The organism is Marinifaba aquimaris, from assembly GCF_013328345.1.
GTDB classification, from domain to species: Bacteria; Pseudomonadota; Gammaproteobacteria; order Enterobacterales; family Alteromonadaceae; genus Marinifaba; species Marinifaba aquimaris.
The window spans coordinates 1-25437 of sequence record NZ_JABULX010000007.1 but is presented as its reverse complement, the minus strand read 5'-3'; the positions used below and the strand labels follow the sequence as shown (position 1 = coordinate 25437).

General features: G+C 40.2%; 27 protein-coding genes. 23 read left to right on the top strand and 4 right to left on the bottom strand.

Annotated features, from left to right (window positions below; all coding sequences use genetic code 11):
* Window positions 1–672, bottom strand: a complete 672-nt coding sequence (yrfG, locus tag HR060_RS06625; protein WP_174199505.1) for a GMP/IMP nucleotidase — start codon at window positions 670–672, stop codon at window positions 1–3.
* 71 nt (window positions 673–743) lie between these two features.
* On the opposite strand from yrfG, the gene nudE reads away from it, so the two are divergent.
* From nudE to HR060_RS19740, 6 genes are all read left to right on the top strand, one after another.
* A complete protein-coding gene (gene nudE, locus HR060_RS06620; RefSeq protein ID WP_174199504.1) occupies window positions 744–1319 on the top strand; it encodes an ADP compounds hydrolase NudE in 576 nt (191 codons plus the stop codon).
* Window positions 1300–2133, top strand: coding sequence for a 3'(2'),5'-bisphosphate nucleotidase CysQ (gene cysQ / locus HR060_RS06615; protein WP_174199503.1), 834 nt, complete (start codon window positions 1300–1302; stop codon window positions 2131–2133). Before nudE ends, cysQ begins: the two co-directional genes overlap by 20 nt.
* A 24-nt stretch (window positions 2134–2157) precedes the next feature.
* The gene (locus tag HR060_RS06610; protein WP_174199502.1) at window positions 2158–2748 is read left to right on the top strand and encodes a YceI family protein; all 591 of its coding nucleotides are present in this window, start codon (window positions 2158–2160) and stop codon (window positions 2746–2748) included.
* A gap of 211 nt (window positions 2749–2959) precedes the next feature.
* Window positions 2960–3661: an OmpW/AlkL family protein gene (locus tag HR060_RS06605; RefSeq protein ID WP_174199501.1), complete on the top strand. Its 702-nt coding sequence runs from the start codon at window positions 2960–2962 to the stop codon at window positions 3659–3661.
* Window positions 3662–3787: 126 nt separating this feature from the next.
* On the top strand, window positions 3788–4111 hold the full coding sequence (glpE, locus tag HR060_RS06600; RefSeq protein ID WP_174199500.1) for a thiosulfate sulfurtransferase GlpE: 324 nt from the start codon (window positions 3788–3790) through the stop codon (window positions 4109–4111).
* Window positions 4112–4117: 6 nt separating this feature from the next.
* Window positions 4118–4972 carry a rhomboid family intramembrane serine protease gene (locus tag HR060_RS19740; protein WP_174199499.1) on the top strand — a complete coding sequence of 285 codons (855 nt, stop codon included), beginning with the start codon at window positions 4118–4120 and terminating at the stop codon, window positions 4970–4972.
* A gap of 16 nt (window positions 4973–4988) precedes the next feature.
* Here the strand turns inward: HR060_RS19740 and HR060_RS06590 are convergent, their stop codons facing one another.
* A complete protein-coding gene (locus HR060_RS06590; RefSeq protein ID WP_174199498.1) occupies window positions 4989–5381 on the bottom strand; it encodes a flagellar basal body-associated protein FliL in 393 nt (130 codons plus the stop codon).
* 174 nt (window positions 5382–5555) lie between these two features.
* On the opposite strand from HR060_RS06590, the gene HR060_RS06585 reads away from it, so the two are divergent.
* Both HR060_RS06585 and ubiA read left to right on the top strand, forming a co-directional pair.
* Window positions 5556–6119, top strand: coding sequence for a chorismate lyase (locus HR060_RS06585; protein WP_174199497.1), 564 nt, complete (start codon window positions 5556–5558; stop codon window positions 6117–6119).
* Window positions 6109–7002 (top strand): 4-hydroxybenzoate octaprenyltransferase, encoded by an 894-nt coding sequence (gene ubiA, locus HR060_RS06580; RefSeq protein WP_174199591.1) that lies wholly within the window; start codon window positions 6109–6111, stop codon window positions 7000–7002. The genes HR060_RS06585 and ubiA overlap by 11 nt, the downstream gene beginning before the upstream one ends.
* Before the next feature lie 54 nt (window positions 7003–7056).
* Here ubiA and plsB read toward each other — a convergent pair whose 3' ends face one another.
* Window positions 7057–9495, bottom strand: coding sequence for a glycerol-3-phosphate 1-O-acyltransferase PlsB (gene plsB / locus HR060_RS06575; protein ID WP_174199496.1), 2439 nt, complete (start codon window positions 9493–9495; stop codon window positions 7057–7059).
* A gap of 209 nt (window positions 9496–9704) precedes the next feature.
* Here plsB and lexA point away from each other — a divergent pair, with 209 nt between their 5' ends.
* The 5 genes from lexA to HR060_RS06550 all read left to right on the top strand — a co-directional run bounded on the left by lexA (window position 9705) and on the right by HR060_RS06550 (window position 14927).
* Window positions 9705–10328: a transcriptional repressor LexA gene (lexA, locus tag HR060_RS06570; protein WP_174199590.1), complete on the top strand. Its 624-nt coding sequence runs from the start codon at window positions 9705–9707 to the stop codon at window positions 10326–10328.
* Window positions 10329–10706: 378 nt separating this feature from the next.
* On the top strand, window positions 10707–11852 hold the full coding sequence (coxB, locus tag HR060_RS06565; RefSeq protein ID WP_425487455.1) for a cytochrome c oxidase subunit II: 1146 nt from the start codon (window positions 10707–10709) through the stop codon (window positions 11850–11852).
* Window positions 11853–11866: 14 nt separating this feature from the next.
* A complete protein-coding gene (gene ctaD, locus HR060_RS06560) occupies window positions 11867–13465 on the top strand; it encodes a cytochrome c oxidase subunit I (protein WP_174199495.1) in 1599 nt (532 codons plus the stop codon).
* 11 nt (window positions 13466–13476) lie between these two features.
* Window positions 13477–14040: a cytochrome c oxidase assembly protein gene (locus HR060_RS06555; RefSeq protein WP_174199494.1), complete on the top strand. Its 564-nt coding sequence runs from the start codon at window positions 13477–13479 to the stop codon at window positions 14038–14040.
* Window positions 14040–14927 (top strand): cytochrome c oxidase subunit 3, encoded by an 888-nt coding sequence (locus HR060_RS06550; protein WP_174199493.1) that lies wholly within the window; start codon window positions 14040–14042, stop codon window positions 14925–14927. The genes HR060_RS06555 and HR060_RS06550 overlap by 1 nt, the downstream gene beginning before the upstream one ends.
* Window positions 14928–14932: 5 nt before the next feature.
* Here the strand turns inward: HR060_RS06550 and HR060_RS06545 are convergent, their stop codons facing one another.
* A complete protein-coding gene (locus tag HR060_RS06545) occupies window positions 14933–15145 on the bottom strand; it encodes a DUF2909 domain-containing protein (RefSeq protein ID WP_174199492.1) in 213 nt (70 codons plus the stop codon).
* Between the two features lie 23 nt (window positions 15146–15168).
* On the opposite strand from HR060_RS06545, the gene HR060_RS06540 reads away from it, so the two are divergent.
* The 10 genes from HR060_RS06540 to HR060_RS19620 form a co-directional block, all read left to right on the top strand.
* Window positions 15169–15915 (top strand): SURF1 family protein, encoded by a 747-nt coding sequence (locus HR060_RS06540; RefSeq protein ID WP_174199491.1) that lies wholly within the window; start codon window positions 15169–15171, stop codon window positions 15913–15915.
* Window positions 15885–16424, top strand: coding sequence for a hypothetical protein (locus HR060_RS06535; protein WP_174199490.1), 540 nt, complete (start codon window positions 15885–15887; stop codon window positions 16422–16424). The genes HR060_RS06540 and HR060_RS06535 overlap by 31 nt, the downstream gene beginning before the upstream one ends.
* A 4-nt stretch (window positions 16425–16428) precedes the next feature.
* Window positions 16429–17427 carry a COX15/CtaA family protein gene (locus HR060_RS06530; protein WP_343044184.1) on the top strand — a complete coding sequence of 333 codons (999 nt, stop codon included), beginning with the start codon at window positions 16429–16431 and terminating at the stop codon, window positions 17425–17427.
* Window positions 17420–18313 (top strand): heme o synthase, encoded by an 894-nt coding sequence (gene cyoE / locus HR060_RS06525; protein WP_174199489.1) that lies wholly within the window; start codon window positions 17420–17422, stop codon window positions 18311–18313. The genes HR060_RS06530 and cyoE overlap by 8 nt, the downstream gene beginning before the upstream one ends.
* Window positions 18314–18322: 9 nt before the next feature.
* Window positions 18323–18949 (top strand): SCO family protein, encoded by a 627-nt coding sequence (locus HR060_RS06520; RefSeq protein WP_174199488.1) that lies wholly within the window; start codon window positions 18323–18325, stop codon window positions 18947–18949.
* A 134-nt stretch (window positions 18950–19083) separates the two neighbouring features.
* Window positions 19084–19362, top strand: coding sequence for an STAS domain-containing protein (locus HR060_RS06515; protein ID WP_174199487.1), 279 nt, complete (start codon window positions 19084–19086; stop codon window positions 19360–19362).
* Between the two features lie 25 nt (window positions 19363–19387).
* Window positions 19388–19750: a response regulator gene (locus HR060_RS06510; RefSeq protein WP_174199486.1), complete on the top strand. Its 363-nt coding sequence runs from the start codon at window positions 19388–19390 to the stop codon at window positions 19748–19750.
* A 3-nt stretch (window positions 19751–19753) separates the two neighbouring features.
* Complete coding sequence (locus tag HR060_RS06505) at window positions 19754–21856, top strand: chemotaxis protein CheA (RefSeq protein WP_174199485.1); 2103 nt, start codon at window positions 19754–19756, stop codon at window positions 21854–21856.
* A gap of 2 nt (window positions 21857–21858) precedes the next feature.
* Window positions 21859–22353, top strand: coding sequence for a chemotaxis protein CheW (locus HR060_RS06500; RefSeq protein ID WP_174199484.1), 495 nt, complete (start codon window positions 21859–21861; stop codon window positions 22351–22353).
* Window positions 22354–22423: 70 nt separating this feature from the next.
* Window positions 22424–25437: methyl-accepting chemotaxis protein (locus HR060_RS19620; RefSeq protein ID WP_174199483.1), on the top strand; the 3014-nt coding region annotated here is incomplete at its 3' end.

The window sequence follows — 25437 nt, the reverse complement described above, 5'->3', positions numbered from 1 at the left end:
TTATAGGTAAAGCTGATTAAGCTCGTTGGTGTAGGCGTTATAACTGGTAATTGAGTCAAACTGAGTGATCTCTCGTGTTTCCTGTTTACTATCAGGATTTGCCACCGCGACAAGGTGACGGATACCAAATTCTCTCGCCGTTGTTAAAATGGGAATACTGTCATCAATAAATAAGCTTCGATGGCAATCAAATTTCAATTCCTCTTCTAATTGTTGCCACAATAGCTTGGATTCTTTACTGACACCAAAGGTGTGGGTTGAAACCAATTCATCAATATATTTATCAAGCTCAGTGTGTTCTATTTTCAGCGTTAAGCTATCAGGGTGAGCATTGGTCACTAATATAATGCGCTTTCCTGCTTTTTTTAACGCAGTTAGAAAAGCGGGGACATCTTCTCGCATATCGATTAAATGACAAATTTCTTTTTTCATTTCAACCAAGTCGAGGTCTAGTTCTTTTTGCCAATAATCTAAGCAGTACCAATTAAGGTGACCTGCCTGCTCAGCAAATTTGGGTTTGAGCGCTTCTAATGCAGCTTCTTTACTGATGCCTTGTAATTCAGCAAATCGCTGTGGAACAAATTCCAACCAGAAATGATTATCAAAGTGAAGGTCTAATAATGTGCCATCCATATCTAAAAGCACAGTATCAATATCTTTCCATTGCAGCATGTGGGTGATTACGTTATGTTTTTACATTAACTTTTAGTGTAGCAATTGAAAGCGCTAAGTTGAGTGAAAAAATGACACAAAGCACAAAAAAGACTGAATTACCTAAAATATTATCGACAAACTCGGTTGCGAAAAGTCGATTATTCGAAGTGGAATCGGTCGAACTTGAATTTAGTAATGGTAATCAAAGAACGTACGAGCGAATGAAAAGTTCCGGTCGCAGTGCGGTTATGGTTATTCCTATGCTAGATGATGAAACCATGTTGCTAGTCAGAGAATATGCAGGTGGTACACATACCTATGAACTCGGGTTCCCCAAAGGGTTAATTGATCCAGACGAGCAACCAGAGCAAGCTGCAAACAGAGAACTGAAAGAAGAAATTGGCTATGGTGCCAATGAATTGATTTCCTTACAAAGTGTTACAATGGCGCCGAGTTATTTTAGCGCTAGGATGCATATACTATTAGCTAAAGGTTTGTACGAAGAAAGACTTGAAGGTGATGAACCTGAACCACTCGAAATTGTCCCGTGGCCAATTAGTCAAGTTGATCAATTATTAGCACAGCCTGATTTTAACGAAGCCCGCAGCATAGCTGCTTTATTTTTGGCTCGGAGGCATTTGAATCTTGATACCCCAACCGATTGAATTATTGGATGAAGTAAAAGCGATCGCTCGTCGAGCTGGTCGTGCTATTTTGGACATTTACGAACAAGGCGATTTCGAGCTTTATCAAAAAGATGATGAATCGCCTGTCACTACAGCTGATTATGCGGCTAATGAAGTCTTAATCGCAGGACTTAAAGCACTTAATCCGCACATTCCTATCATCTCGGAAGAAACGCCTGCCGTTAATCTTAATTTACGCCAACATTGGGATAGCTTTTGGTTGCTCGACCCTATGGATGGCACTCAAGAATTTGTCTCTCGCAGTGGCGATTTTGCTGTCAACATTGCGCTTGTCAACAAAGCTTGGCCAGTGATGGGGGTAATCTATTGGCCTGTTAAAGATGTACTTTACTACGCAGTTGAAGGTGAAGGTGCTTTTAAAGAAACGGCCGACGGTAGTAAACAAATTTTTGTCAGAAAAAGGAACCAAGATACGAAATTAAAAATCGCGGTGTCCCGCGTTCAGAAAAAAGAAACGACAACTAAACACTTGTTTGATTCGGTTAAAGAATACGAGTTTGTACCTTTGGGGAGCTGCTCGTTGAAAAGTTGTATCATTGCCGAAGGTAAAGCCGATTGTTATTTGCGAACTGGGCCTACAGGAGAGTGGGATACGGGGGCAAGTCATTGCATTATTGAAGAAGCTGGCGGGAGAATTCTTGATAGCGAATTTAATGCACTGAGTTATAATCAGCGCACTTCATTTTCTAACCCAGATTTTATGGTGTTAGGCAACGAGCAATGGCCTTGGCGAGAGATCATCAAGCCACATAGAACAACTCGTTCATTCTAAAATCGAACTTAAAAGGTGTGTTTGATGAAAAAGATACTACTAGCGTTAGGCTTAGTGGCTAGCTTTACCTCTAATGCTGCTTGGCAAGTAAAAGCTGAGCAATCTGAAATTAACTTCTTGTCTGTTAAAAAAGAGCATATTTTTGAAACGCATCTGTTTGATCGTTTCTCTGGCGTTTTATCTTCGCAGGGGCAACTTGCTGTTGAAGTTGATCTAACGTCTGTAAATACTATGATCCCAATTCGCAATGAACGCCTTCAAGAATTTGTTTTTGAAACAACAAAATTCGCTAAGGCTGAATTTATTGCTCAATTTGATATCGCCAGTTTTGAAGCTTTATCAGTAGGTGAGAGTAAACGTGCAAAAATTACCGGTGAATTCAATTTCCACGGTCAACAACGCCCGCTGGAGCTTTCAATTGTCGCGACTAAAACCAGCGATGGTGGTTTTTTGGTGAGCACGACAGAGCCTTTTATCATTGATACGAAAAAGTATGGTGCACAAGCCGGGGTTGATAAGCTTAAAGAATTAGCCAGCTTACCGAGTATTAGTTATGCAGTACCTGTGCTTTTTACCGTTAAGCTCGATCCTGTCTCAGCACAAGAAAAGCAATAATTAGAACGAGTTCATCAAGTATAAAAAGAGGGTATTCAACCCCTCTTTTTTTTTGCTCATTAATCAATTACTTCTCCCGTAAATAAAAGTTAATCTAGATCAAACTTTTCTGTTAAACACATTTTCCCTCAGCTAAGTCTTGATCTAGAACAGCTTTTTCCGGCTAATTCTCTCTAATATGGTTGTCAGACAATAATATTGGAGAATACATATGACAATCATTTCAAAACTTGCTGCCGTTTGCACATTAGCGCTGGTTAGCCAAGCTGCATTTGCTAACTTTAGTGTAAATATTGGTGCGATTACTGTCGCGCCTGATGAAAGCAGTGGTCATTTAGATGTTATTGAAAATGTAGCGGGTTTACCAGCTGGCTCAACAGGTGTCAGTGTGGATGATAACACTCATCTGGGCTTAACTATCGATTATGCCATTGACGATAATTGGACAATTGAATTGGTTGCGGCAACGCCATTTAGTCAGGATGTACAAGTTAAAGGCTCTGCTATTAATGGTTTGAATATTGGTGAAGTCAAACACTTACCTCCAACATTATTTGGCCAACATCACTTTGGTTCTGCAGATGACAAGTTACGTGCTTTTGTTGGTTTAGGTATCAATTACACAGTGTTTTTTGATGAGGAGCCAGATGCTGAACTCGTATCTACCTTACAAGCTTTAGGTGTTGCAGGTGCCAATGATAGCGTAGGTTTAGAGTTAGATGATTCTGTTGGACTGGCCTTCCAAGCTGGTGCTAACTACAAGATAGATGCGAATTGGGGCTTACACTTAATGGTATCTGCTATTGATATTGATACCGAAGCTAATGTCAAAGTAAACGGCAATTCAATTCAAAAAGTTGATGTTGATATTGACCCATTTGTAGTGATGTTTGGTGCTCGTTATACATTTTAATCGATAAAGTTTATTCCTTCTCTCGCTCACTTTGTGAGCAAGGCCTGCCTGCGAAGGTGGGCCTTTTTTATTGTTTTTTTGAACGTGCTAGAATGACTTCTTTGCTGATTAGATTATTGGAAAAACATGTCTTCATTTAAACATATTGATTGTCAGGCTACAGCCGAAAAACTTGCACAAAAAGGCTGTGTTATTGCAGATATCCGCGATGATAATTCTTTTGAACAAGCACATATTGAAGGTTCGTTTCACTTATCAAATGGAACCTTGAGCCAATTTATGCAAGCAGTTGATTTTGACCAGCCTGTTGTCGTTGTTTGTTATCACGGCCGTTCAAGCCAAGGCGCCGCTGAGTATTTAGCCCAGCAAGGTTATGAAGATGTTTACAGTATGGATGGTGGCTTTGAATTGTGGCGTAGAGATTTACCATTCGTTTCAGCTAAGGACTAATGACGCGTGACTCCATTAGCGCAATTTGAAAATCCAAGACTTGCTCAGGCTCTCGTCGACTATTTGCATACGCAAAAAGTTGAAACCCAAGTTGTGCGTCTTGCTCAACAAACCGGTGACGATATGTTGTTCGAAGTCAGAGTCCCAGAGGGGCAGGACTTGGAAAGGGCAATGGCTATAGCTGATGATTTTTGTAAAAACCCAAATCAGGACAAGTACATTGCAGCAGCATGGCAGCGAAATCAAACGGTAAAAACGGGTGGCTTTGATGCAACTGGGGTTATCCACTGGGTACTCAACACAGGTCCCCTTACCATTGGTTTTTTGATCCTTATTTTTTTCGTTCAGCTATCGGTTAACCTAGGCGCAGCTCGTTTTTTGGTTGGAGCTTTACACTTTCCTGTTAATTTATCAGATTTAGGTGTCTTTGATCTGTACAGGCTTTGGACACCTATTTTGTTACATGGCGATTGGGCTCATTTTGTCTTTAATGCGCTTTGGTGGGTTTGGCTTGGAGATAAAATAGAGAAGCATCAAGGTTGGGGACGGTTAGTAAATGTTACTTTATTAACGGCTCTGTTTGCCCATGTGGCTCAGTTTTATCTGGTGGGCGCAAATTTTGTTGGTCTATCGGGTGTGATCTACGGATTATTTGCTTATGTCTGGGTTGTGGGACGTAAGACTGATATTGACGCTTTCAAACTACCTGGACAATTGATTGGGATGTTGCTGTTATGGATGGCTATTGGTTTTGCCGATGTGCTTTGGATCAATATGGCTAATTGGGCACATCTTTTTGGTTTTATTGCAGGGCTAGGTTTAGCATTTTGGCATACACAAAGTAAAAAGGCTGATGATTAATCAGCCTTATTATTATTTAGTGATATAAATATTTGGTAAAGAGTAAGTCGTGGATGACTTCGTCTTTGGTTTCTTTTTTCAATAGCAGCTTTATTTTTTCAGCGCACTTTTTACGTATCTCTTCACGACCAGTAAGTGATTTCACTTTTTCTTCTGGTTCTTTGCCGACGATGTTAATGATGGCATCTCTTAACATAGGTGCGTGATGCTCAACCACCTCGATGTTATCTGCATTTTTAAGCATTAACTCGACAGTGATTCTGACGTATCCTGGCTTTTTACGAGTAGTGATATAGTTAGTAATAATGTCAGGTTCCATCCCGTAGTAACCGAATGAATCATTGGCTAAGCTTTGATGACTGGCAAAAACTAAAAAAAATAAGGCAAAAATTTTCCCGAATATCTTCATTAAGTAACTCTAAAAACAGCATTAATAGGTGTGATTGAATTTGATTGTAAAATAAAAATCATGGAAATGCATAAATTGATTAGCAGTTTTTTCGTTAGATATTTGTCAAAACTAGCCAATAGCTAGTAAAAACCGCTATCATCGCATTCCTGTTATTTTTAGCTTCATTTATCTGTGCAATATCCTATTCAGCTAGCGGGCGCATGGCGCGCATCAGAGCTCAAAGACAAAATTGAACCGTCGAACAATACCCTTTCTTGGTTGCTTGACCCAAGCTCGTTGACGGCAAAATTAAAAGAGCACTGCAATTCATTTAATGTCGATGTTGTATATGAAAGCTGGCATGAGAAAAATCAGCGTATTAATCAAATTTGTCCTGCTGCACTTGAGACAATGCCTGACTCGCGTTATTTGGTCAGGCAAGTGATTCTTCGCTGTGACAATGCCCCTTGGGTTTTTGCTAGTACGTTAATTCCTCAGCAAACTTTAGAGCAGGGCAATGAATTTCTCGGTTGCTTGGGCAGCCGCTCTTTAGGTGAAGCCATTTTTCAAAGTGAACATTTAACGCGTGAGCCCATTGAGATTTGCCCTTTTTCAGTTCAGTCTTTACCTCGCGAAATCAATCCTAGTGTAACAAAACAGGTAGAGAATATTTGGGCTCGGCGTTCAATCTTTAAACTAGCCAACTTGCCTTTGAGCGTAAGTGAAATCTTTTTACCCAATCAATATGTTTACTAAATTATCTAAACTCGACTTTGCTAATGCAGACAAACGCCTCGCTTATAAACAGCTGATGCGAATGGATAAGCCAATTGGTACCTTATTACTGCTTTGGCCAACATTTTGGGCCTTGTGGTGGGCTGCAGAGGGTACTCCCAGCCTGCTAGTGATTGTTATTTTTACCCTTGGCGTTTTTTTGATGCGCTCAGCAGGTTGTGTCATTAATGATTTTGCCGATAGAGAGTTAGATGGCCATGTTGAAAGAACACAACACAGGCCTTTGGCTGCAAAGCGAGTTAGTGAAGGTGAAGCGCTAAGCTTATTTGCGTTATTGGTTGGTTTTGCCTTCATTTGTGTGCTGTTTTTAAATTGGCAAACCATTGCCCTGTCTGTTGTTGCTCTGTTGTTGGCAAGTATTTATCCTTTTATGAAGCGTTTTACTTACCTGCCTCAATTTGTATTAGGAGCCGCATTTAGTTGGGCAATTCCTATGGCATTTATGGCTATTCAAGTCGAACTACCCACTTGGCTGTGGTTAATCTATTTAATGAACCTACTTTGGACTGTCGCTTATGACACCATGTATGCCATGGTTGATAGAGATGACGATTTAAAAATTGGGATTAAATCGACTGCAATTTTATTTGGCCGATTCGATAAGCTGAGTGTTGGCTTAATGCAATTTTCAGTGTTTGCGTTGATGATGGTGCTTGGCTTGTTAAGCCAAATGCAAGGCTTTTACTATCTCGCTTGCTTAGTGGTTGCTATCTTATTTGTTCGCCAGCAAATGCTCATTGCTGATAGAGAAAAAGCAAAGTGCTTCCAAGCTTTTCTCAATAATAACTATGTCGGTTTAGTTTTGTTTGTGGGTATTGCAGCAGATTATTTTCTGCAAAGTTAACTCGATAAAGACGATTATCCAAAAAAATGCCGAGCATCAGCTCGGCATTTTTGTTTAGATTGGGTGTTTAATCGTATGTAACACATCACCATCTATTAATTCATAAATGGTATCTCTAAGCGGGATGAAGTCCTCTCCCGGCATTAGGTTACTATCTTTGTCTGTGACTAAAATGCCTGCTTCTCTTAACTGCATAACAAACTGACTAAGAATGCTCTTATCAACAAATTCAGGTCCTTTGATTGAATGCATCTGAGCTAATTGCTTCGCATGTGTTAATGCTTGACGCTCTAGCTCGATGCGACCTAAACCTTGTTCGACAGTGGCCAGTACAATTGCATAACGCTGCAGTGTTTCTTGCACATATAAGCTCAATAAATGTAGTTGTAAATAAGGCTCTTTAGCGTGAGCGACTGGGTAAATATTATCACCATCGAGTTTTACTAATTTGTGCTGAGCTAATTTATTCAGCACGTGAGTAAGGTGGGTTTGTAATTGTTCATCACTAATTTGCAAGAAGTACTCTGTCGACATTAGTGGTAATAAGCGCGCTATTTGCTGATTTAAATCCGCCTTGGTGACTTTGTTTTGGTTTAACAAACAAGAAGCGACTAAAGAAGGCAAGATATAAAGATGAATAATGTTGTTTCGATAGTAGGTCAACAAGACTGCATTATCATCAGACAACGAAATAATATCGTTATGGCCTTGGTTTTCTTCAACTTGGAACTTATCCATCGCAATCGCTTCGGCTAGTAACTTAGCGCTGTTATCGGTGGGTGGTAAAGTCAGGTTAGAAAACGGTGCGGCCTCTCTAAGTAGGTCAACACAGAGACTTAACTGCGACTCTAAGTCATCTCTAAATAAAGAATGATTAGGCGCGGCGAGTAATGACATTGACGTTAATGTCACACTGTTTAGGGCTGAAGCACTATTGATATTACACATAATTTGCTGACTGATATCGTTAACAAAATTAGGGAACCAGGTAGGCTTTTGCGGGATCGTCGGGTGAATGTCTTCACGCCATTCAGGTACTTGCTCGTTTAAAACTTGAGTCAAGTGAATAGGTTGTCCGAAGTTAACAAAGCCCTGACCGAAGTTGCGAAGCTTGCGTAAAATACCTAGCACTTGCCAGAATGATTCTTTCTTTTTGGCCTGGCCACTTAACTCTTGCATGTAAGTACTTACTTCCATTACATGCTCGTAACCAATGTACACAGGGACAAAAGTAATATTGCGATCTAAACCGCGTAAAGCCGATTGCACTGTCATGGCGACCATACCCGTTTTCGGTTTAAGCAAACGCCCTGTTCTAGAGCGGCCCGATTCAGGGTAGTACTTTATTGAATAACCTTTGCTCAGTAGCTGGGCGAGATATTCTCTGAATGCTGCTGAGTAAAGCTTGTTTCCTCGAAATGAGCGACGCATGAAAAATGCGCCACCGCGTCTGAACATGATACCAACAGGCCAGAAATTTAAGTTAATGCCTGCTGCAATATGAGGTGGTACTAAACCTTGTTGGTAGATGACATACGTCAGTAACAAGTAATCCATGTGCGAGCGATGACAAGGTACGTAAACGATTTCATTACCATCATGAGCTAATTTACGTACTGTCTCGGCATTACTGACATTAATACCGTGATACAGTTTATTCCAAATCCAAGTCAGAAATTTTTCACCAATTCTGACCATGCCCTCTCTGTAATCTGCAGCCATTTCATCAAGGTATTGGCGAGCCGTTTCACGGGCTTCACTAATATTGATATTTTTGGTTTTTGCTTCATCCTCAATGGCTTTTTTCAATGCGTCGGAAGCGAGCAATGAATTGATCAGTTGTTCTCTTTGCCAAAGTCTTGGACCTGCAATAGCTAAGTGTTGCCTTTGGAAGTGGAAGCGGGCTACGCGCAGTAATTTATGGGCGACTGATTTGTCAAAACCATAGTTGTCAGCCACTTGGCGAATGGACACAGGTTGGCTGAATTGAACTAAGTTGTGGCGGCCTGAGAATAAAACAATCAGTGTTTTTCTGAAGGTGTTAGGTTTGCGTTTATCGTTGAAAATCTTTTCGCCTTCATTGCTCGCTTTGCCCGGCCCTCGACCCCAAGCAAAAAATGCTGGTACGAGTTGGCAATCTAAATCAGCTTGTGATTTGTGTAACGCTAATAAATCTAAAACTTGAGGTTCAGCTTGGGTTGCAGCGGTTTGGTTACTCAGAATAGAAGGTAATTTATCTAGACAAATATAACGCCTAAAACTCTTACCTTGAATGACGACAGGATCAAGAGGATCGGGTAATGACTGCTCTTTACAGACCTTTTGCAGAGTTAGAATATCGGCTAGTGAGTCATGTCTTAATACATAGAAAATGGGTTTGGCTAAGTCAATATCTAAACTTTCTTGTATTTGCTCAGGTATCACTTTACTCGATACCAATAAGCGCATTGGCCATTTTATGAGGTGGCCAAAAAAGCGTCTTAAATCAGTCATCTTTTACAACTTTATTATTAGGATTAGGGCGGTTTGATAACTTTTGTTGGAAATAGTTAGCATGCCTCAAATGATTCCGCTGATTATAGCATGATGTCTAAATAGTGCGGGAGTAGTTAGTGTTTATATACAAAAATTAGCTAATGTTTGCGATTTTATACAGGCTGTATATACTGACAGTTATTAGTTAGCCCAATTTGAGTGACATGATGAAACCATTAACGCCTAGACAAGCCGAAATTTTGCAACTTATTAAAGATAACATCCAAGAAACGGGGATGCCGCCAACAAGAGCTGAAATTGCAAAGACGCTTGGTTTTAAATCGCCAAATGCGGCTGAAGAACACTTAAAAGCCTTAGCAAGAAAAGGGGCGATCGAAATCATGCCTGGAACGAGCCGAGGTATTCGCGTTCCATCACTATCGGCTAATGACGAAGCTGAGCCAGGCTTACCGTTAATTGGTAAAGTGGCTGCCGGTAGTCCAATTTTGGCACAAGAGCACGTAGAGACTAACTACAAAGTCGACCCTAGTATGTTCAAACCTAGTGCTGACTACCTGTTAAGGGTAGATGGTGAAAGTATGAAAGATATAGGCATTATGGACGGAGATTTACTTGCCGTGCATAAAACGAATGTTGCGACTAATGGTCAGGTGGTTGTTGCTCGAGTTGAAGACGATGTGACGGTGAAGCGTTTTGAGAAAAACGGTCATCAAGTTTTACTACATGCTGAGAATAAAGACTTCTCTGCAATTAAAGTTGATTTAAATAATGAACCTTTTGCAATTGAAGGCCTAGCCGTTGGTGTAATTCGAAACGCTGACTGGATGTAAATCAATATTTCAAATGTAATAGGTTTGCTGGTTTTTACCAGTAAACCTTTATCTTATTAATTCACAATTCCCTCAACTGACTTTTTGTCATTAACCCACCAAATTTACTGAAATTTTTTTGCAGTTAAAAAATTTCCAAAAAATCTTTTCGATACATTTCTTCTTATTTAACACGTTATCCGTGGCCTTTATTGCCTTTTGCACACTTTTAAGTGCGGTATATATTTCAGAATGTTGCACAAAAAATGGACGATATTTAAATCAGTGTCTAAGGTGAAAAGATACCAAGTATAAAAAATGCTCAACCCTGGTGACTTGCGTTAACTGACCTGTTAACTGAATTTGCTATTGAGATTTTGCTGACAGAGGAGATGTCGAGTGAAACTTATTAAGCTATTTGCTTGTGTTGCTATCGCCATTAGCTTTGTATCAAATGCAGCAGATAAAGCGGTAGAAATGCCGTTAAACATGACCAAAGGCGTAACTCAAATTAGTGCTGAAGTGTATCAACTTCACATGACTATCTTAATTATTTGTGCCGTTATTGGTGTTTTAGTTTTTGGTGTCATGTTTTGGGCACTTATTCACCACCGAAAATCTAAAGGTGCAAAAGCGGCTAACTTCCATGAAAGCGTTAAAGTTGAAATTGCTTGGACGATTGTACCTTTCTTAATTCTCATCGGTATGGCTATACCGGCCACACGAACCTTGATTGCGATGGAAGACCCATCAGATGCCGATCTGACTATTGTTGTGACCGGCTCTCAATGGAAATGGCATTACCAATATTTTGAACACGATATCGATTTTTACAGCGTTTTAGCTACGCCAAGAGAACAAATAAATGGACGCTGGGACAAAGGTGAAAACTACTTATTAGAAGTAGATAAGCCTTTGGTCATTCCTACCGACAAAAAAGTTCGATTTTTAATGACTTCAGATGATGTGATTCATTCATGGTGGGTACCTGATTTTGCGGTGAAAAAAGATGCAAACCCCGGTTTTATAAATGAGGCGTGGACTAAGGTTGATAAAGCAGGTATCTACCGTGGTCAATGTGCGGAACTATGCGGTAAAGATCATGGTTTTATGCCTGTTGTTGTTATCGCAAAAGAGCCTGAAGAATTTGATACTTGGCTGGCCGATAAAGTTGAAGAAAAGCGTAAAGCCCAAGAAGAAGAACAAAGACTCTTAGCAATGAATATGACGATGGAAGAGCTAATGAGTGAAGGCGAGCGGGTGTATTTAGCGAGCTGTGCGTCATGTCATCAGCCCAATGGTATGGGGCTGCCTGGGGTCTTTCCTGGCCTAGTCGGAAGTCCAATTGCGCTGGGTGATGTCGATGCTCATATCAATATTGTAATCAATGGCCAAACAGGCACCGCGATGCCTGCTTTTGGTAAGCAATTATCGAAAAAAGAAGTGGCTGCTGTGGTGACTTACGAGCGAAATGCATGGGGAAATAACACTGGCGACCTCGTTCAAGTCAAAGATGTTCACGAATTCGTTAAACGTTCTTTGTAGCTAAGGAGTTTTAGATGACAACACTAACTGAAAACCCGAATGTAGCAGCTACAGCAGACACACACCACGGTCCTGCAAAAGGATTAAAACGTTGGCTTTATACTACCAACCATAAAGATATTGGCAGTTTGTATCTGTGGTTTGCCTTTATTATGTTTTTAATTGGTGGCGCGATGGCAATGGTTATTCGCGCTGAGCTATTTCAACCAGGCTTGCAAATCGTTGATCCACATTTCTTTAACCAAATGACAACCGTGCACGGTTTGATTATGGTGTTTGGTGCAGTGATGCCTGCATTTACCGGGTTAGCTAACTGGATGATACCTATGATGATTGGTGCGCCAGATATGGCTTTACCAAGAATGAATAACTTTAGTTTTTGGATCCTTCCTTTTGCGTTTCTCATCCTGATTATGACGTTATTCATGGAGGGCGGTGGTCCTGCTTTTGGTTGGACTTTCTACGCACCGCTTTCAACAACCTACAGCTCCGATACAACGGCTTTATTTGTATTTTCAGTCCACATTATGGGTATTTCATCCATTATGGGTGCCATCAATGTCATTGTGACAATCTGGAACATGCGTGCACCTGGCATGACTTGGATGAAGATGCCTCTTTTTGTCTGGACTTGGTTCATTACTGCTTTTTTATTAATTGCTGTCATGCCTGTTTTAGCAGGGGCTGTCACCATGGTACTAACGGATAAGTTTTTTGGAACCAGTTTCTTTGATGCAGCGGGTGGCGGCGACCCTGTGATGTTCCAGCACATCTTTTGGTTTTTTGGCCATCCTGAAGTGTACATCATGATCTTACCTGCTTTTGGGGTGATATCTGCTATTGTGCCGACGTTTGCTCGCAAACCTTTATTTGGCTATGCCTCAATGGTTTATGCAACTGCTTCTATTGCCTTACTGTCGTTTGTTGTTTGGGCGCATCATATGTTTACAACGGGTATGCCTCTTTTTGGTGAGTTGTTTTTTATGTACTGCACCATGCTCATTTCTGTGCCAACGGGAGTTAAAGTCTTTAACTGGGTTGCCACGTTATGGCGAGGTTCGATTAGTTTTGAAGTGCCTATGTTGTTTGCGCTGGCCTTTATTGTTCTGTTCACAATTGGTGGTTTTTCTGGATTGATGTTGGCAATAACGCCTGTCGATTTTCAGTATCACGATACCTATTTTGTTGTTGCTCACTTCCATTATGTATTAGTAACGGGTGCTGTTTTCTCAATCATTGCTGCTGCCTATTACTGGTTACCAAAGTGGACAGGGGTAATGTATGACGTAACGTTAGCGAAAGCACATTTTTGGTGTTCGCTAATCTCGGTCAATTTATTGTTTTTCCCAATGCATTTTGTTGGTTTAGCGGGTATGCCAAGGCGTATTCCTGATTACTCATTGCAATTTGCTGACTTTAATCAGTGGATCAGTATTGGTGGCTTTGCATTTGGATTATCTCAGTTGATTTTTCTTGCGCTGCTAATTAAAGCATGTCGTAAACAAGGTAAACCCGTTGATGCAAAAGTTTGGGATGGGGCTGAAGGCTTGGAGTGGGAAGTCGCATCGCCTGCGCCTTACCATACTTTCAGCACTCCACCAAAAATTAAGTAGGGGTTAGCAAGATGACACGTGCCAATTTAGTTTTACTTCGAAAGTTAGTTTTGGTCGTGTTTGGCATGTTTTTATTTGGCTTTGCACTAGTGCCACTGTACGACACATTTTGCGAAATTACGGGTATTAATGGTCGTATTATTGTTAAGGCTGAAGATTCAGACGCAGATAAAGTGGTATCAGATAGACGGGTAAAAATTCAATTCTTAGTTAAAACTGACGCTAAAAATGAATTTGATTTTAAATCCAACCAAAAGTTTATCGAAGTAAAAATAGGTGAGCTTTCTGAGGTGAGTTTTGAAGTTAAAAATAAAACGTCTAGCCTGCAACTTGCCCAAGCTGTTCCGTCTGTTTCGCCAGGTACTGCTTCACTTTATCTAAATAAAACCGAGTGTTTTTGTTTTTCACAGCAAATACTGCAAGCTAATGAAACCGTGGTTTATCCGATGCGCTTTTTTATCGATGAAGATTTACCAGAAGATATCTCACTACTTACTTTGTCATACACTTTATATCAAGCTCAGTCCGTTCAAGCCTCATACAGCAAGTCTGAACTTGATAAAGGAGCGAGCTAATGTCACAGCAACATGACTCTCAATCTTACTACGTACCTGAACAAAGCCCTTGGCCAATTGTTGGTGCTTTTGCTTTGTTTCTAATTGCACTTGGTGCTGGGACAACCATTGCCAAAATACATCAAACAGGCGATCCAGGTTGGGGAAAAACGGTATTAATTGCTGGCATAGTGATCGTTGTATTAATGATGATAGGTTGGTTTAAAGATCAAATTCACGAATCAATGCAAGGCATGCATAGTGAACAACTTGGTGTTTCTTACAAGCAAGGTATGAGCTGGTTTATCTTGTCTGAAGTTATGTTTTTTATGGCTTTTTTTGGTGCTTTATTTTACGCCAGAGTGTTATCTGTACCTTGGTTGGGAGGTGAGCCGAATAACGAAATGACTCACTTAGTACTTTGGCCTGACTTTACAGCCATGTGGCCCCTCGAAAAGACACCTGATGGCACTGAAACTCAAGCTATGGGATGGACTGGGTTGCCACTTATCAACACGCTTATTCTTTTAACATCTTCTATTACTATGCACATGGCACACGTAGGGCTTGAGAAAAACAACCGCAAACAAATGAAGCTCTTTTTGACGTTAACTGTCTTACTGGGCTCTATCTTTCTCTATTTACAGGTACTTGAATATGTGCACGCATATCGCGATTTAAACCTGACCTTAGATGCAGGCATTTACGGCAATACTTTCTTTTTACTAACGGGTTTTCACGGCATGCACGTTACGGTGGGAACCTTGTTCTTAATTGTTATTCTCGCTCGAGTGTGGTGTGGTCATTTTTCTAATGACAACCATTTTGCTTTTATGGCGGCGAGTTGGTATTGGCACTTTGTTGACGTTGTTTGGCTGGGTCTCTTCATCTTCGTTTATATCATTTAGCCCGTTTAATAGGGTGTTGGATTGGGTGTGATGTAACCAAAAGACGCTGCTAAAACAAAGACTAAAAGTAACGCGCAGGCAAACCAGAGACGTTTGCCTATAAATGAACTAACGCCTTCGTGTGCTGGTGATTTCAGCATACTGAAAAGTGCACGGGCTAAGTTGAATACAACAAAGCAGAATAATAAGACGATAGCTATTTTGATGATTAGCGCCATTTGATAAACCTTGGAGTTATTGTTTGTTAATTAATCTAGGACGCATTGTTCTAAAAATACAGTTTTTCCCCGCTATTTTAACTGTGGTCGTTTGCAGTGTTTTAGTTTTATTGGGTAACTGGCAGCTTAATAGAGCGGATGTGAAATCTGTTCGCTTGGCAAAAATGGCGGCATTAAAAAGTACTTTTCCAGTCGCACTTAACCAAGCTGTATCCCAACCTGAATTATTAAAAAATGACACCCGAGTGCACATATCTGGTCGCTTTTTAAAGGACAAGGTTTGGTTGATAGAAAACAGAATGTTAGAGGGAAAACTCGGGTTTGACGTTGTGGCATTGATAAAAGATCAAAACTATCCTGTACCCATGGCGGTAAATTTAGGCTGGGTACCAGCGAGTCAAGGACGTCAATTGATTTCACCAATAGTATTACCCACTTCAACGGTGACTTTTATTGCTGTGATTAGAGAGGTCGATACCAACCCTTTCATGTCGGATTTAGTACTGGGTGATCAATACCCAAAACGAATCATGCAACTGGTACCTAATATGTTAAGTCAGTCGCTCGATATGCCTTTAGCTAGATTTAAATTATTGCTCGATTACCAACAACCAGTAGGTTTTCAAGTGCACTGGAAAACCATGGTTATGCCACCAGAAAAACATTTAGCCTATGCCGTACAGTGGTATGCATTAGCTGCAGTGTTTTTAGTCTTGATGCTAATAAAAGGATGCAGAATATGCTACCAAAAACCAAATACAGCCAGTTAGCACTGTTTATTGTCGCCTTTGTAGCGCCCGTATTATTAGCAGCTATTGCACTTAAACAAGGTTGGTTTGAAAGAGGGGTAATGGCTAAAGGTGAACTCTTATCTCCTGTCATACAAATTGAAATGGACAGACCTGAACACCTAAAAGGTAAATGGTTATTGTTGTATGGTCATCACTCTGATACTTGTGATCAGTCTTGTCAAAATGCGTTGTCAGGTATGAATAATGTACGTTTAGCACTTGGTCGAGAGTTAGATAGAGTCGAAGCGGTATTGGTATCATCTGCATCCGTTAAGCAAACTGACAGCAATGGGCAAATCAATTATCTAAGTGATAAGGCACTGACAAACTTCTCTTATCAAAATGAAAGCGCAATATTTATCGCCGATCCACTAAACAATGTAATGCTTAAATACCCTATCTCGCACGATGCTAAACAAAGTATTTTGGTCGCTAGAGATCTGTTAAAAGATCTTAAAAAAATGCTGAAACTATCTAAGATAGGTTAGGCTCATGATGCGTTTTTTAGTGTACTTATCGTTATTTTTAGCTTGCTTCGTGATTGTCTTAGGCGCTTACACGCGCCTTACAGATGCTGGACTAGGTTGTCCAGATTGGCCAGGCTGTTATGGTTTTTTCTCAGTTCCCCAAGGTTCAGATATTGCTATCGCAGAGCAAGCTTATCCTGAAAGACCATTGGAACCTGATAAAGCTTGGAATGAAATGATTCATCGTTATCTCGCTTCTTCACTTGGTTTTAGCATCTTATTACTGACCTACTTCACTTTTAAATTAAAGCAACAAAGGTTTTACTTTCATTCAAGTTTGTTACTTATCTTGGTTTGTTTCCAAGGCGCTCTAGGGATGTGGACGGTAACAATGAACCTGATGCCCATTATTGTAATGGGGCATTTGCTAGGTGGTTTTACTATTTTTTCATTGTTGTGCTTGATGGCTTTTCGCCTTGGCCACTATCAAATACGCATACATCTTTATCGGCAAAATCGGATATTTGTATTAAGTTGTTTATGCTTGGTATTTGTCTTTTTACAAATTGCTTTGGGTGGTTGGACATCCGCTAACTACGCTGCCTTAGTTTGTACCGAGTTGCCTATTTGTGAAGATGGCTGGCTGGAGCTTTATCAATATCAGCAGGCTTTTTCACCCATCAGCCCAGTTGCTGATAATTATGAGTTTGGTGTGCTGGATTTTGCTGCAAGAGTAACCATCCACTCAAGCCATAGAATTGGAGCTATGGTTGTTACCGCAATTGTTTTAATCTTTTTAGCTTATCTATTTCATGCCGCTAATTGCAAAGTATCTCATCGAGTTGCTTGGTTAATTTCTCTTTTGCTGATCACTCAAATCGCACTAGGTGTTAGTAACATCGTTTTCTTATTGCCTTTGAGTGTTGCGGTTGCACACAATTTTGTTGCCTTGTTGCTGCTAGTGAGCTTCGTTTTTGTTATCTACAGTATTAAATATCGGACAGGAGAACATGGTTATGGCTAAGAGTATGATCATGGGGGCTAGTCGTCGTTTTCACTACAAAGACTACTTAGAGTTAACTAAACCTAAAGTTGTACTGTTGATATTATTAACGGCTTTAGTCGGTATGGTCTTAGCGTCAGCTGAGTTACCCTCTTTTTCACTGATCACTGCAAGTATTTTGGGAATTGGTAGCTTATCTGGCGCTGCAGCTGTCATTAACCACGTAGTTGATCAAAAGGTTGATAGTTTAATGGCGCGAACTTACCAAAGGCCTATAGCTAGAGGCAGAGTGACCAGTACCCATGCCTTGTGCTTTGCAATACTGTTGGCATGTTTCGGTTTTACTATATTGGTGTTAGCCGTTAATTGGTTAACGGCTTGGTTAACTTTTGCATCTTTAGTTGGATATGCCTTTATTTACACTCTGTATTTAAAGCGGGCAACCCCACAAAATATCGTTATAGGTGGTTTAGCGGGAGCTATGCCGCCACTATTAGGTTGGACAGCCGTAACCAATCAACTTGACCCCAATGCTTTATTGCTTGTGATGATTATTTTCACTTGGACTCCTCCGCACTTTTGGGCATTAGCTATTCACAGAGAGAAAGACTACAGCAAAGCAAAGATACCAATGTTGCCGGTGACTCATGGAATTGAGTTCACCAAAACCATGGTTGTGCTTTATTCGGCTATTTTATTTTTAGTGTGCTTGTTGCCTTGGTTAGTTGGTATGGTGGAATACTGTTATTTAATTGCCTGTATTTTGCTCAATGGCCGCTTTTTACAGCTGGCATTGCGTTTAAAAAGGCAAGTAGATCATAAAGATGCCTTCAAACTATTTAAATTTTCTATTATTCATCTTATGCTGTTGTTTATTGCTTTAATGGTTGATCATTTTATTTTTTAAGTGGTTTTAATGACAAATTTGCGTACCTACTTTGCTCTGTTTTGTATTTGTATACTCCTTGGATGTACTGATCAAAAATCAAAAAATGATGTAGGCGAAAAATTTGAAAACGTTCGGGTTTATCAGCCAGCAAGAGCTTTAACTTCATTTGAACTTGAGCACATAAACGGACCATTTACCGAACAAGCTTTACTTGGTAAATGGAACATCTTGTTTCTTGGCTATACCTATTGCCCAGATATTTGCCCTGCTACTATGCTCAACCTTGCCAGAATAGAACCTGCTCTAAGCCAACTTAATTTGCCATATCAAGTTGTTTTAGTATCGGCTGATCCACAGCGAGACAGTGTTAGTAAGTTGGACGATTACGCTCAATTTTTTAATCCTAACTTTGTTGGGGTGACAGCAGAACATAAAACTCTGCTGCCTTTTACTCGACAGTTGGGCTTAGTTTACTCAATGGTTGAAGGGAAAGAAGGGCAAGATTATTTGGTAAATCATTCTGCGTCTTTAGTGATTATTAATCCAAAAGGGCAAATTACGGCGATGGTCAAACCCGACTTTAATATGTCTCCACCGAGCATTAATTTTGAGCAGTTACCAGAGGTAATTAAGGCACTGTCGTTAACAATTTGAAGCCATTTCTATCAGTTTTTTTATTTATAGTTAGGTTTCATTTCATTAACAAAAAAATATTGTGCTAAATCGTAAATTACATCTAGTATCAATTACATATAAATATATTTGAAATAATAAGATCAGAGAAAGGAATGGCTGAAAAAGTAAATCTTGAACTACCTGCCAGCGCCACAATCGCACAAGCTGAAGAACTTCTCAAAAACATGCGTGAGCTTTTTGTGCTTGGATGCCCAGTTGAAGTAGACGCCAGTAACACAGAAAAAGTGGATACAGCAGTCATGCAATTACTTGTCTCTATGCAAAAAACACTTGAAAAGCAAAACTTATCTTTAAGTTTTTCAAAAACATCAACTGCTTTTAATAATGCTGTTAAGGCATTGGCCTTAGAATCTTATTTTAATCTTAAATAATTAAATACGTACACAGGAAATACCCATGAAAAAAATTCTTGCCGTTGATGATTCTGCTTCAATGCGCCAAATGGTTTCGTTCACTCTTAAAAAAGCTGGTTTCGACGTGACTGATGCCAAAGATGGTGTGGATGCTTTGAACGTAGCTAAAACGAGTGAGTTTGACCTCATCATTTCTGATGTGAATATGCCTAATATGGACGGTATCACCCTTATTTCTGAATTGCGTCAGCTAGCTCAGTACAAATTTACACCTATGTTGATGTTGACCACAGAGTCTGGCTTAGAGAAAAAGTCGGCGGGTAAAGCTGCTGGTGCAACAGGTTGGATTGTAAAACCATTTAACCCAGATCAGTTATTAGCGACTATCAATAAAGTACTGAGATAATTTATGAGTGTGGATTTAAGTCAGTTTTACGAGGTTTTCTTTGAAGAAAGCTTTGAAGGGCTGGATGTCATGGAAGCTGAGTTGCTCAACTTACAACCGGGTACTCCTGATGATGAAACGATCAACACCATTTTTCGCTCTGCGCACTCCATTAAAGGTGGAAGCGGCACTTTCGGTTTCTCCTCCGTTTCAGATTTTACCCATGTCGTCGAAACTTTACTTGACCAAATTCGAGATGGTCAAAGACAGTTAACTCAGCATCAAATTGACTTATTTTTACAATCTGTTGATTGCCTAAGAGGAATGCTCGATAGCTTACGAGCTAGCGAAGAACCTGATACCCAAGTATCTTCGGAACTTAAGAAACAGTTTGAAGCTATTTTATCCGGAGAAGACGCTCCAACTGAGCCAAAAGGCGCTGAATTAGCTGAACCGTCAACGCCGAAGGCCAATAAAAAACAGCAAGGCTGGAATATCAGCTTTAAACCGGGTTTAGACATTCTAAAAACGGGTAATGAGCCAATTTATATGCTATTGGAATTGGCTGATTTAGGTGAAGTTGACGTGCAGCTCGATGTCGAACAAGTTCCTGTACTTGGCGACATTGACCCTGAAATCTGTTATTTCCAATGGCAAATTGCGCTTAAATCAGACTGTGAACAAGCCGCAGTTGATGAAGTTTTTGATTGGGTTATTGATGAGTCTGATATTGTCATTGACGCAATCAAAGCAGAGGTTGAAGATTCTGAACAAGAATATGCTCTAGCTGAAGATGACAATGCTTCGACTCAACTAGAAACGGCTGAATCGATTACTGACCCGCCTACGGAAGTTGTAAAACCCACCGAAACAAATAAAGCGCCTACCAAAGCTGAACCTAAAAATACCGAAGCAAGTTCTATTCGCGTCAGTATTGATAAGGTTGACTCACTAATTAACATGGTGGGTGAGCTGGTTATTACTCAGGCTATGCTAACGCAATTAACCGATGGTGAACTTGATTCCAGTAAACTAGCGAGAATTCAGGAGGGGATGGCACAACTAGCTCACAATACTAGAGACCTACAAGAAAGTGTCATGCGCATCCGCATGCTGCCTATTAGCTTTGTATTTAGTCGTTTTCCTCGCCTCGTTCGAGATACCAGTAAGAAGTTGGGTAAAAATATCGAGCTTAAGTTACTTGGTGAGCAAACTGAATTAGATAAAACCGTCATGGAAAAGATATCTGACCCTATGGTTCATTTGGTCAGAAACTCTATGGATCACGGCTTGGAGTCGCCAGAAGAACGAGTTGCTAGTGGTAAATCTGAAGTCGGTTTATTGACATTAAATGCTTACCATCAAGGCGGTAATGTTGTAGTGGAAATCGCCGATGATGGCAAAGGGCTTAATACAGAGAAAATTCGCAGTAAAGCCATTGAAAACGGCCTTATCAAAGATACCGATGAGCTTTCTGAACAAGATATCAATGAGTTGATTTTTGAGCCTGGTTTTTCAACGGCGGATCAGGTTAGTGATTTATCGGGTCGCGGTGTAGGCATGGATGTTGTTCGCAGAAACATACTGGCACTAAATGGCTCCATCGAGTTGGAGTCTCGCCCTGGTCAAGGCTCTACATTTACCATTCGTTTACCACTTACGCTTGCTATTTTAGATGGGCAATTAGTTAGAGTGGGTGAACATATCTATATCATACCGCTTGTTAATATTATCGAATCACTGCAAGTTGATGTATCCAAAGTTAATAACGTTGGCGGTGAATATGAAGTCCTCAGATTGAGAGATGAATATGTGCCGATTGTTCGTTTGTACGAGTCTTTTAATCACACAGCCGATAGCAATAAGCTTGAAGATGGTTTGCTAGTTGTTGTTGAGAATGACAATGGCAAAGTCGGTATTTTAGTTGATGAGTTACTCGCTCAGCAGCAAGTTGTAATTAAGAGTTTAGAAGCGAATTATATGCGCGTTGAAGGTATTTCTGGCGCCACTATTTTAGGTGATGGCACCGTTTCGTTAATCATAGATGTAGCGGGCTTAGTTAAATTAGCTGGCATAAATAAAGCGCTGCGCTCGATCTCTCACCTCAATAAAGAAGAGGTCGCTTAAATATGAATATACAAGAATTAAATGCGCGACTAGCAGCAACTGACGAAGAAGATGAAAGCTTAGAAGATAGTAGCCAATTTTTAACTTTTTTGATGGCTGATGAAGAATACGGCGTCGATATTTTAAAAGTACAAGAAATTAGAGGTTGGGAACAAAGTACTGCCATTCCTAATGCACCTGATTATGTCAAGGGTGTATTGAATTTACGCGGTACCATAGTGCCTGTTATTGATTTACGTATTCGTTTTGGATTACCAGCGATAGAGTATAGCCCGATCACCGTTGTAATCGTGTTAAAGCTCGAACAGGCAGGTAAAGACAAAATTATGGGAATAGTGGTCGATGCCGTTTCAGATGTTCACACTATTCTTGATAGCCAAATAAATCAATCGCCAGAATTAGGTGATAATAAAAATAGTCGATTTATCAATGGCTTAGGTCAGGCTCAAGACAAAATGCTAATTCTGTTGAATTTAAACGATGTACTAAATATTTAATTTTGCTGGCCGATTACTAACTACAGCAAACAACTGATCTGAACAAATTAAGTCAAGAGGTGGTAACCGTATGGGATGGTTCACAAAGGAACAGGAGCCGGTCAACTCAGTCAACGACTTTGTGATCGCTGCGTTACACAAGTCACAAGCGATTATAGAGTTTGAGCCAGACGGAACAATAATCACTGCTAACCAAAACTTCCTTGCGACAATGGGTTATCAACTTGCAGAAGTACAGGGCAGGCATCACAAAATGTTTGTCGACCCTAGTTATGCTACCAGTGCTGAATATACTCAATTTTGGCAATCATTAGCTGCTGGTAAATTCCAATCTGAAGAATTTAAGCGCTACGGTAAACATGGCAAAGAGGTATGGATACAAGCATCCTACAACCCTGTTTATGACGATGAGGGACATCTATTAAAAGTTATTAAATTCGCCACAGACATCACTGCCTTAAAACGAAAAACTGTTGATTACCAAGGGCAGTTGGATGCTATCAGTAAGTCTCAAGCGGTAATAGAATTTAATTTGGACGGTACAATTATTACGGCGAATGATAACTTTTTAAGCGCGGTGGGTTATTCATTGCCTGAAATACAAGGTAAACATCACAGTTTATTTGTTCAACCAGAATACGCGCAGAGTAATGAATATAGAATGTTTTGGCAAAGTTTAGCCGCTGGGCAATATCAACAAGCCGAATACAAACGCATTGCTAAAGGCGGCAAAGAAATATGGATCCAAGCTTCTTACAATCCTATATTCGATTATAACGGTAACGCTTATAAAGTTGTTAAATACGCAGTAGACATAACAGAACAAAAATTCAAAGCCGCCGACTTCTCCGGGCAAATAGAAGCAATAGGTCGTTCCCAGGCAGTAATAGAGTTTAATTTAGATGGCACGATTTTAACTGCAAATAACAACTTTCTAGGGACTGTAGGTTTCAGTCTAGAAGAAGTCAAGGGAAAGCACCACTCTATGTTTGTCGATGCTGAGTATGCCAGCAGTGAAGAGTATCAACATTTTTGGCAAAAACTTGGTAGCGGTAAGTACTTTTCCGGAGAGTTTAAGCGATATGGAAAAAATGCTCAGGAAATTTGGATTCAAGCTTCTTACAACCCAATTTTGGATTCTGAGGGTAACCCCTTCAAAATAGTAAAATACGCAACAGATATCACTGCAGATAAAATTCAAAGTGCCAACTTTGAAGGCCAAATTGAAGCTATTAGTCGTTCTCAAGCTGTTATTGAATTTGACCTCGATGGTACGATTTTAACTGCAAATGATAATTTTCTCACCGCAATGGGTTACACATTAAGCGAAATTAAAGGCTATCATCATTCTATATTTGTTGAGCAAGATTATGGTCGAAGTACCGAATATAAGAAGTTTTGGCAACGCCTCGCTAAAGGTGAGTTCTTCTCTGACGAATTTAAACGTTTAGATAAAAATGGCGATGAAATCTGGATTCAAGCATCATACAACCCTATTTTAGATGCTGATGGCAAGCCATTTAAAGTGGTTAAGTTTGCTGTCGATATTTCTGCACAAAAGGCAGAAAGGTTAAATTATGAAGGTCAGATTAACGCTATTAGTCGTTCTCAAGCGGTTATCGAATTTAACCTTGACGGTACAATCATACACGCTAACGATAATTTCCTGACAACCATAGGTTATAAGCTCGACGAGATAAAAGGCAGGCATCATGCAATATTTGTAGAATCTGATTATGCTAAGAGTCTTGAATATAAAGATTTTTGGAATCAGCTGCGAAACGGTGAGTTTTTCTCAGGTGAATATAAGCGTTTGAATAAAGTTGGTGATGACGTTTGGATAAGCGCTTCATATAACCCTATTTTTGACGCTAATGGTAAGCCTTTCAAAGTGGTTAAGTACGCTACTGATATAACAGCTGAAAAAAATGCCGCTATAAAAGCAAGAGAAGCAGCCAACCTTGCGAGTGCTTTGAAGCTTTGCCAAGCGAATGTCATGATAGCGGACAATGACTGCAACATAGTTTTCGTTAATGACGAAAACATGAAAATGTTGAAAAAACGTGAATCTAAGTTAAAAACAGTATTATCGCAGTTCGATACAGAAAACCTGATTGGTAAATGCATCGATATTTTACACCAGAACCCAGCCTATCAGCGAAATTTGTTAGCTAATTTAAGTGAACCTTATAAGACCGAAATTGATTTAGCTGGATTAACATTTTCTTTGACTGCTACACCTTGGATGAGTATTGAGGGTGAAAGACTAGGTACAGTTGTTGAATGGGCCGATAGAACTGAAGAGGTATTGGTTGAACGGGAAATTGACAAGTTAGTAGAAAGCGCGGCATCTGGTGATTTAAGCGTGAGAATGACACTCGAGGACAAAGATGGCTTCTTTAAAAACTTAGGTGAAGGGTTAAACCGTCTTGTTGATGTTAGTGAAGTTGTCATGAATGATACCGTTGAAATGCTAGATGCGATGGCGCACGGTAATTTAACGAAGCGAATAGAAGGTGATTACCAAGGCGCATTTGGTAAGCTTAAAGAAGATGCCAATGCGACGGTAACTAAGCTGACGGAAATTATTGCGCGAGTAAACCAATCTGCAAATATGGTTGCTTCGGGTGCTGATGAAATTGCCCAAGGTAATGCGGATTTAAGCCAGCGCACAGAAGAGCAAGCGTCGTCATTAGAAGAAACGGCTTCGTCGATGGAAGAAATGACCAGTACAGTTAAACAAAACGCTGATAATGCTCAAATTGCTAATCAGTTAGCGAGCGATGCCCAAACGAAAGCGGTTCAAGGTGGTGAGGTTGTCGAGCGCGCAGTGACAGGTATGTCAGAGATTAATGATTCGAGTAAGAAAATAGCCGATATTATTGGTGTGATAGATGAAATAGCTTTCCAAACCAACTTACTGGCGTTAAATGCTGCGGTGGAAGCGGCAAGAGCAGGCGAGCAAGGTCGAGGGTTTGCTGTTGTTGCAGGCGAGGTACGTAACTTAGCTCAACGCTCAGCAGAAGCGGCAAAAGAAATTAAAGACTTAATTCGAGACAGTGTAGCAAAAGTAGAAGATGGCTC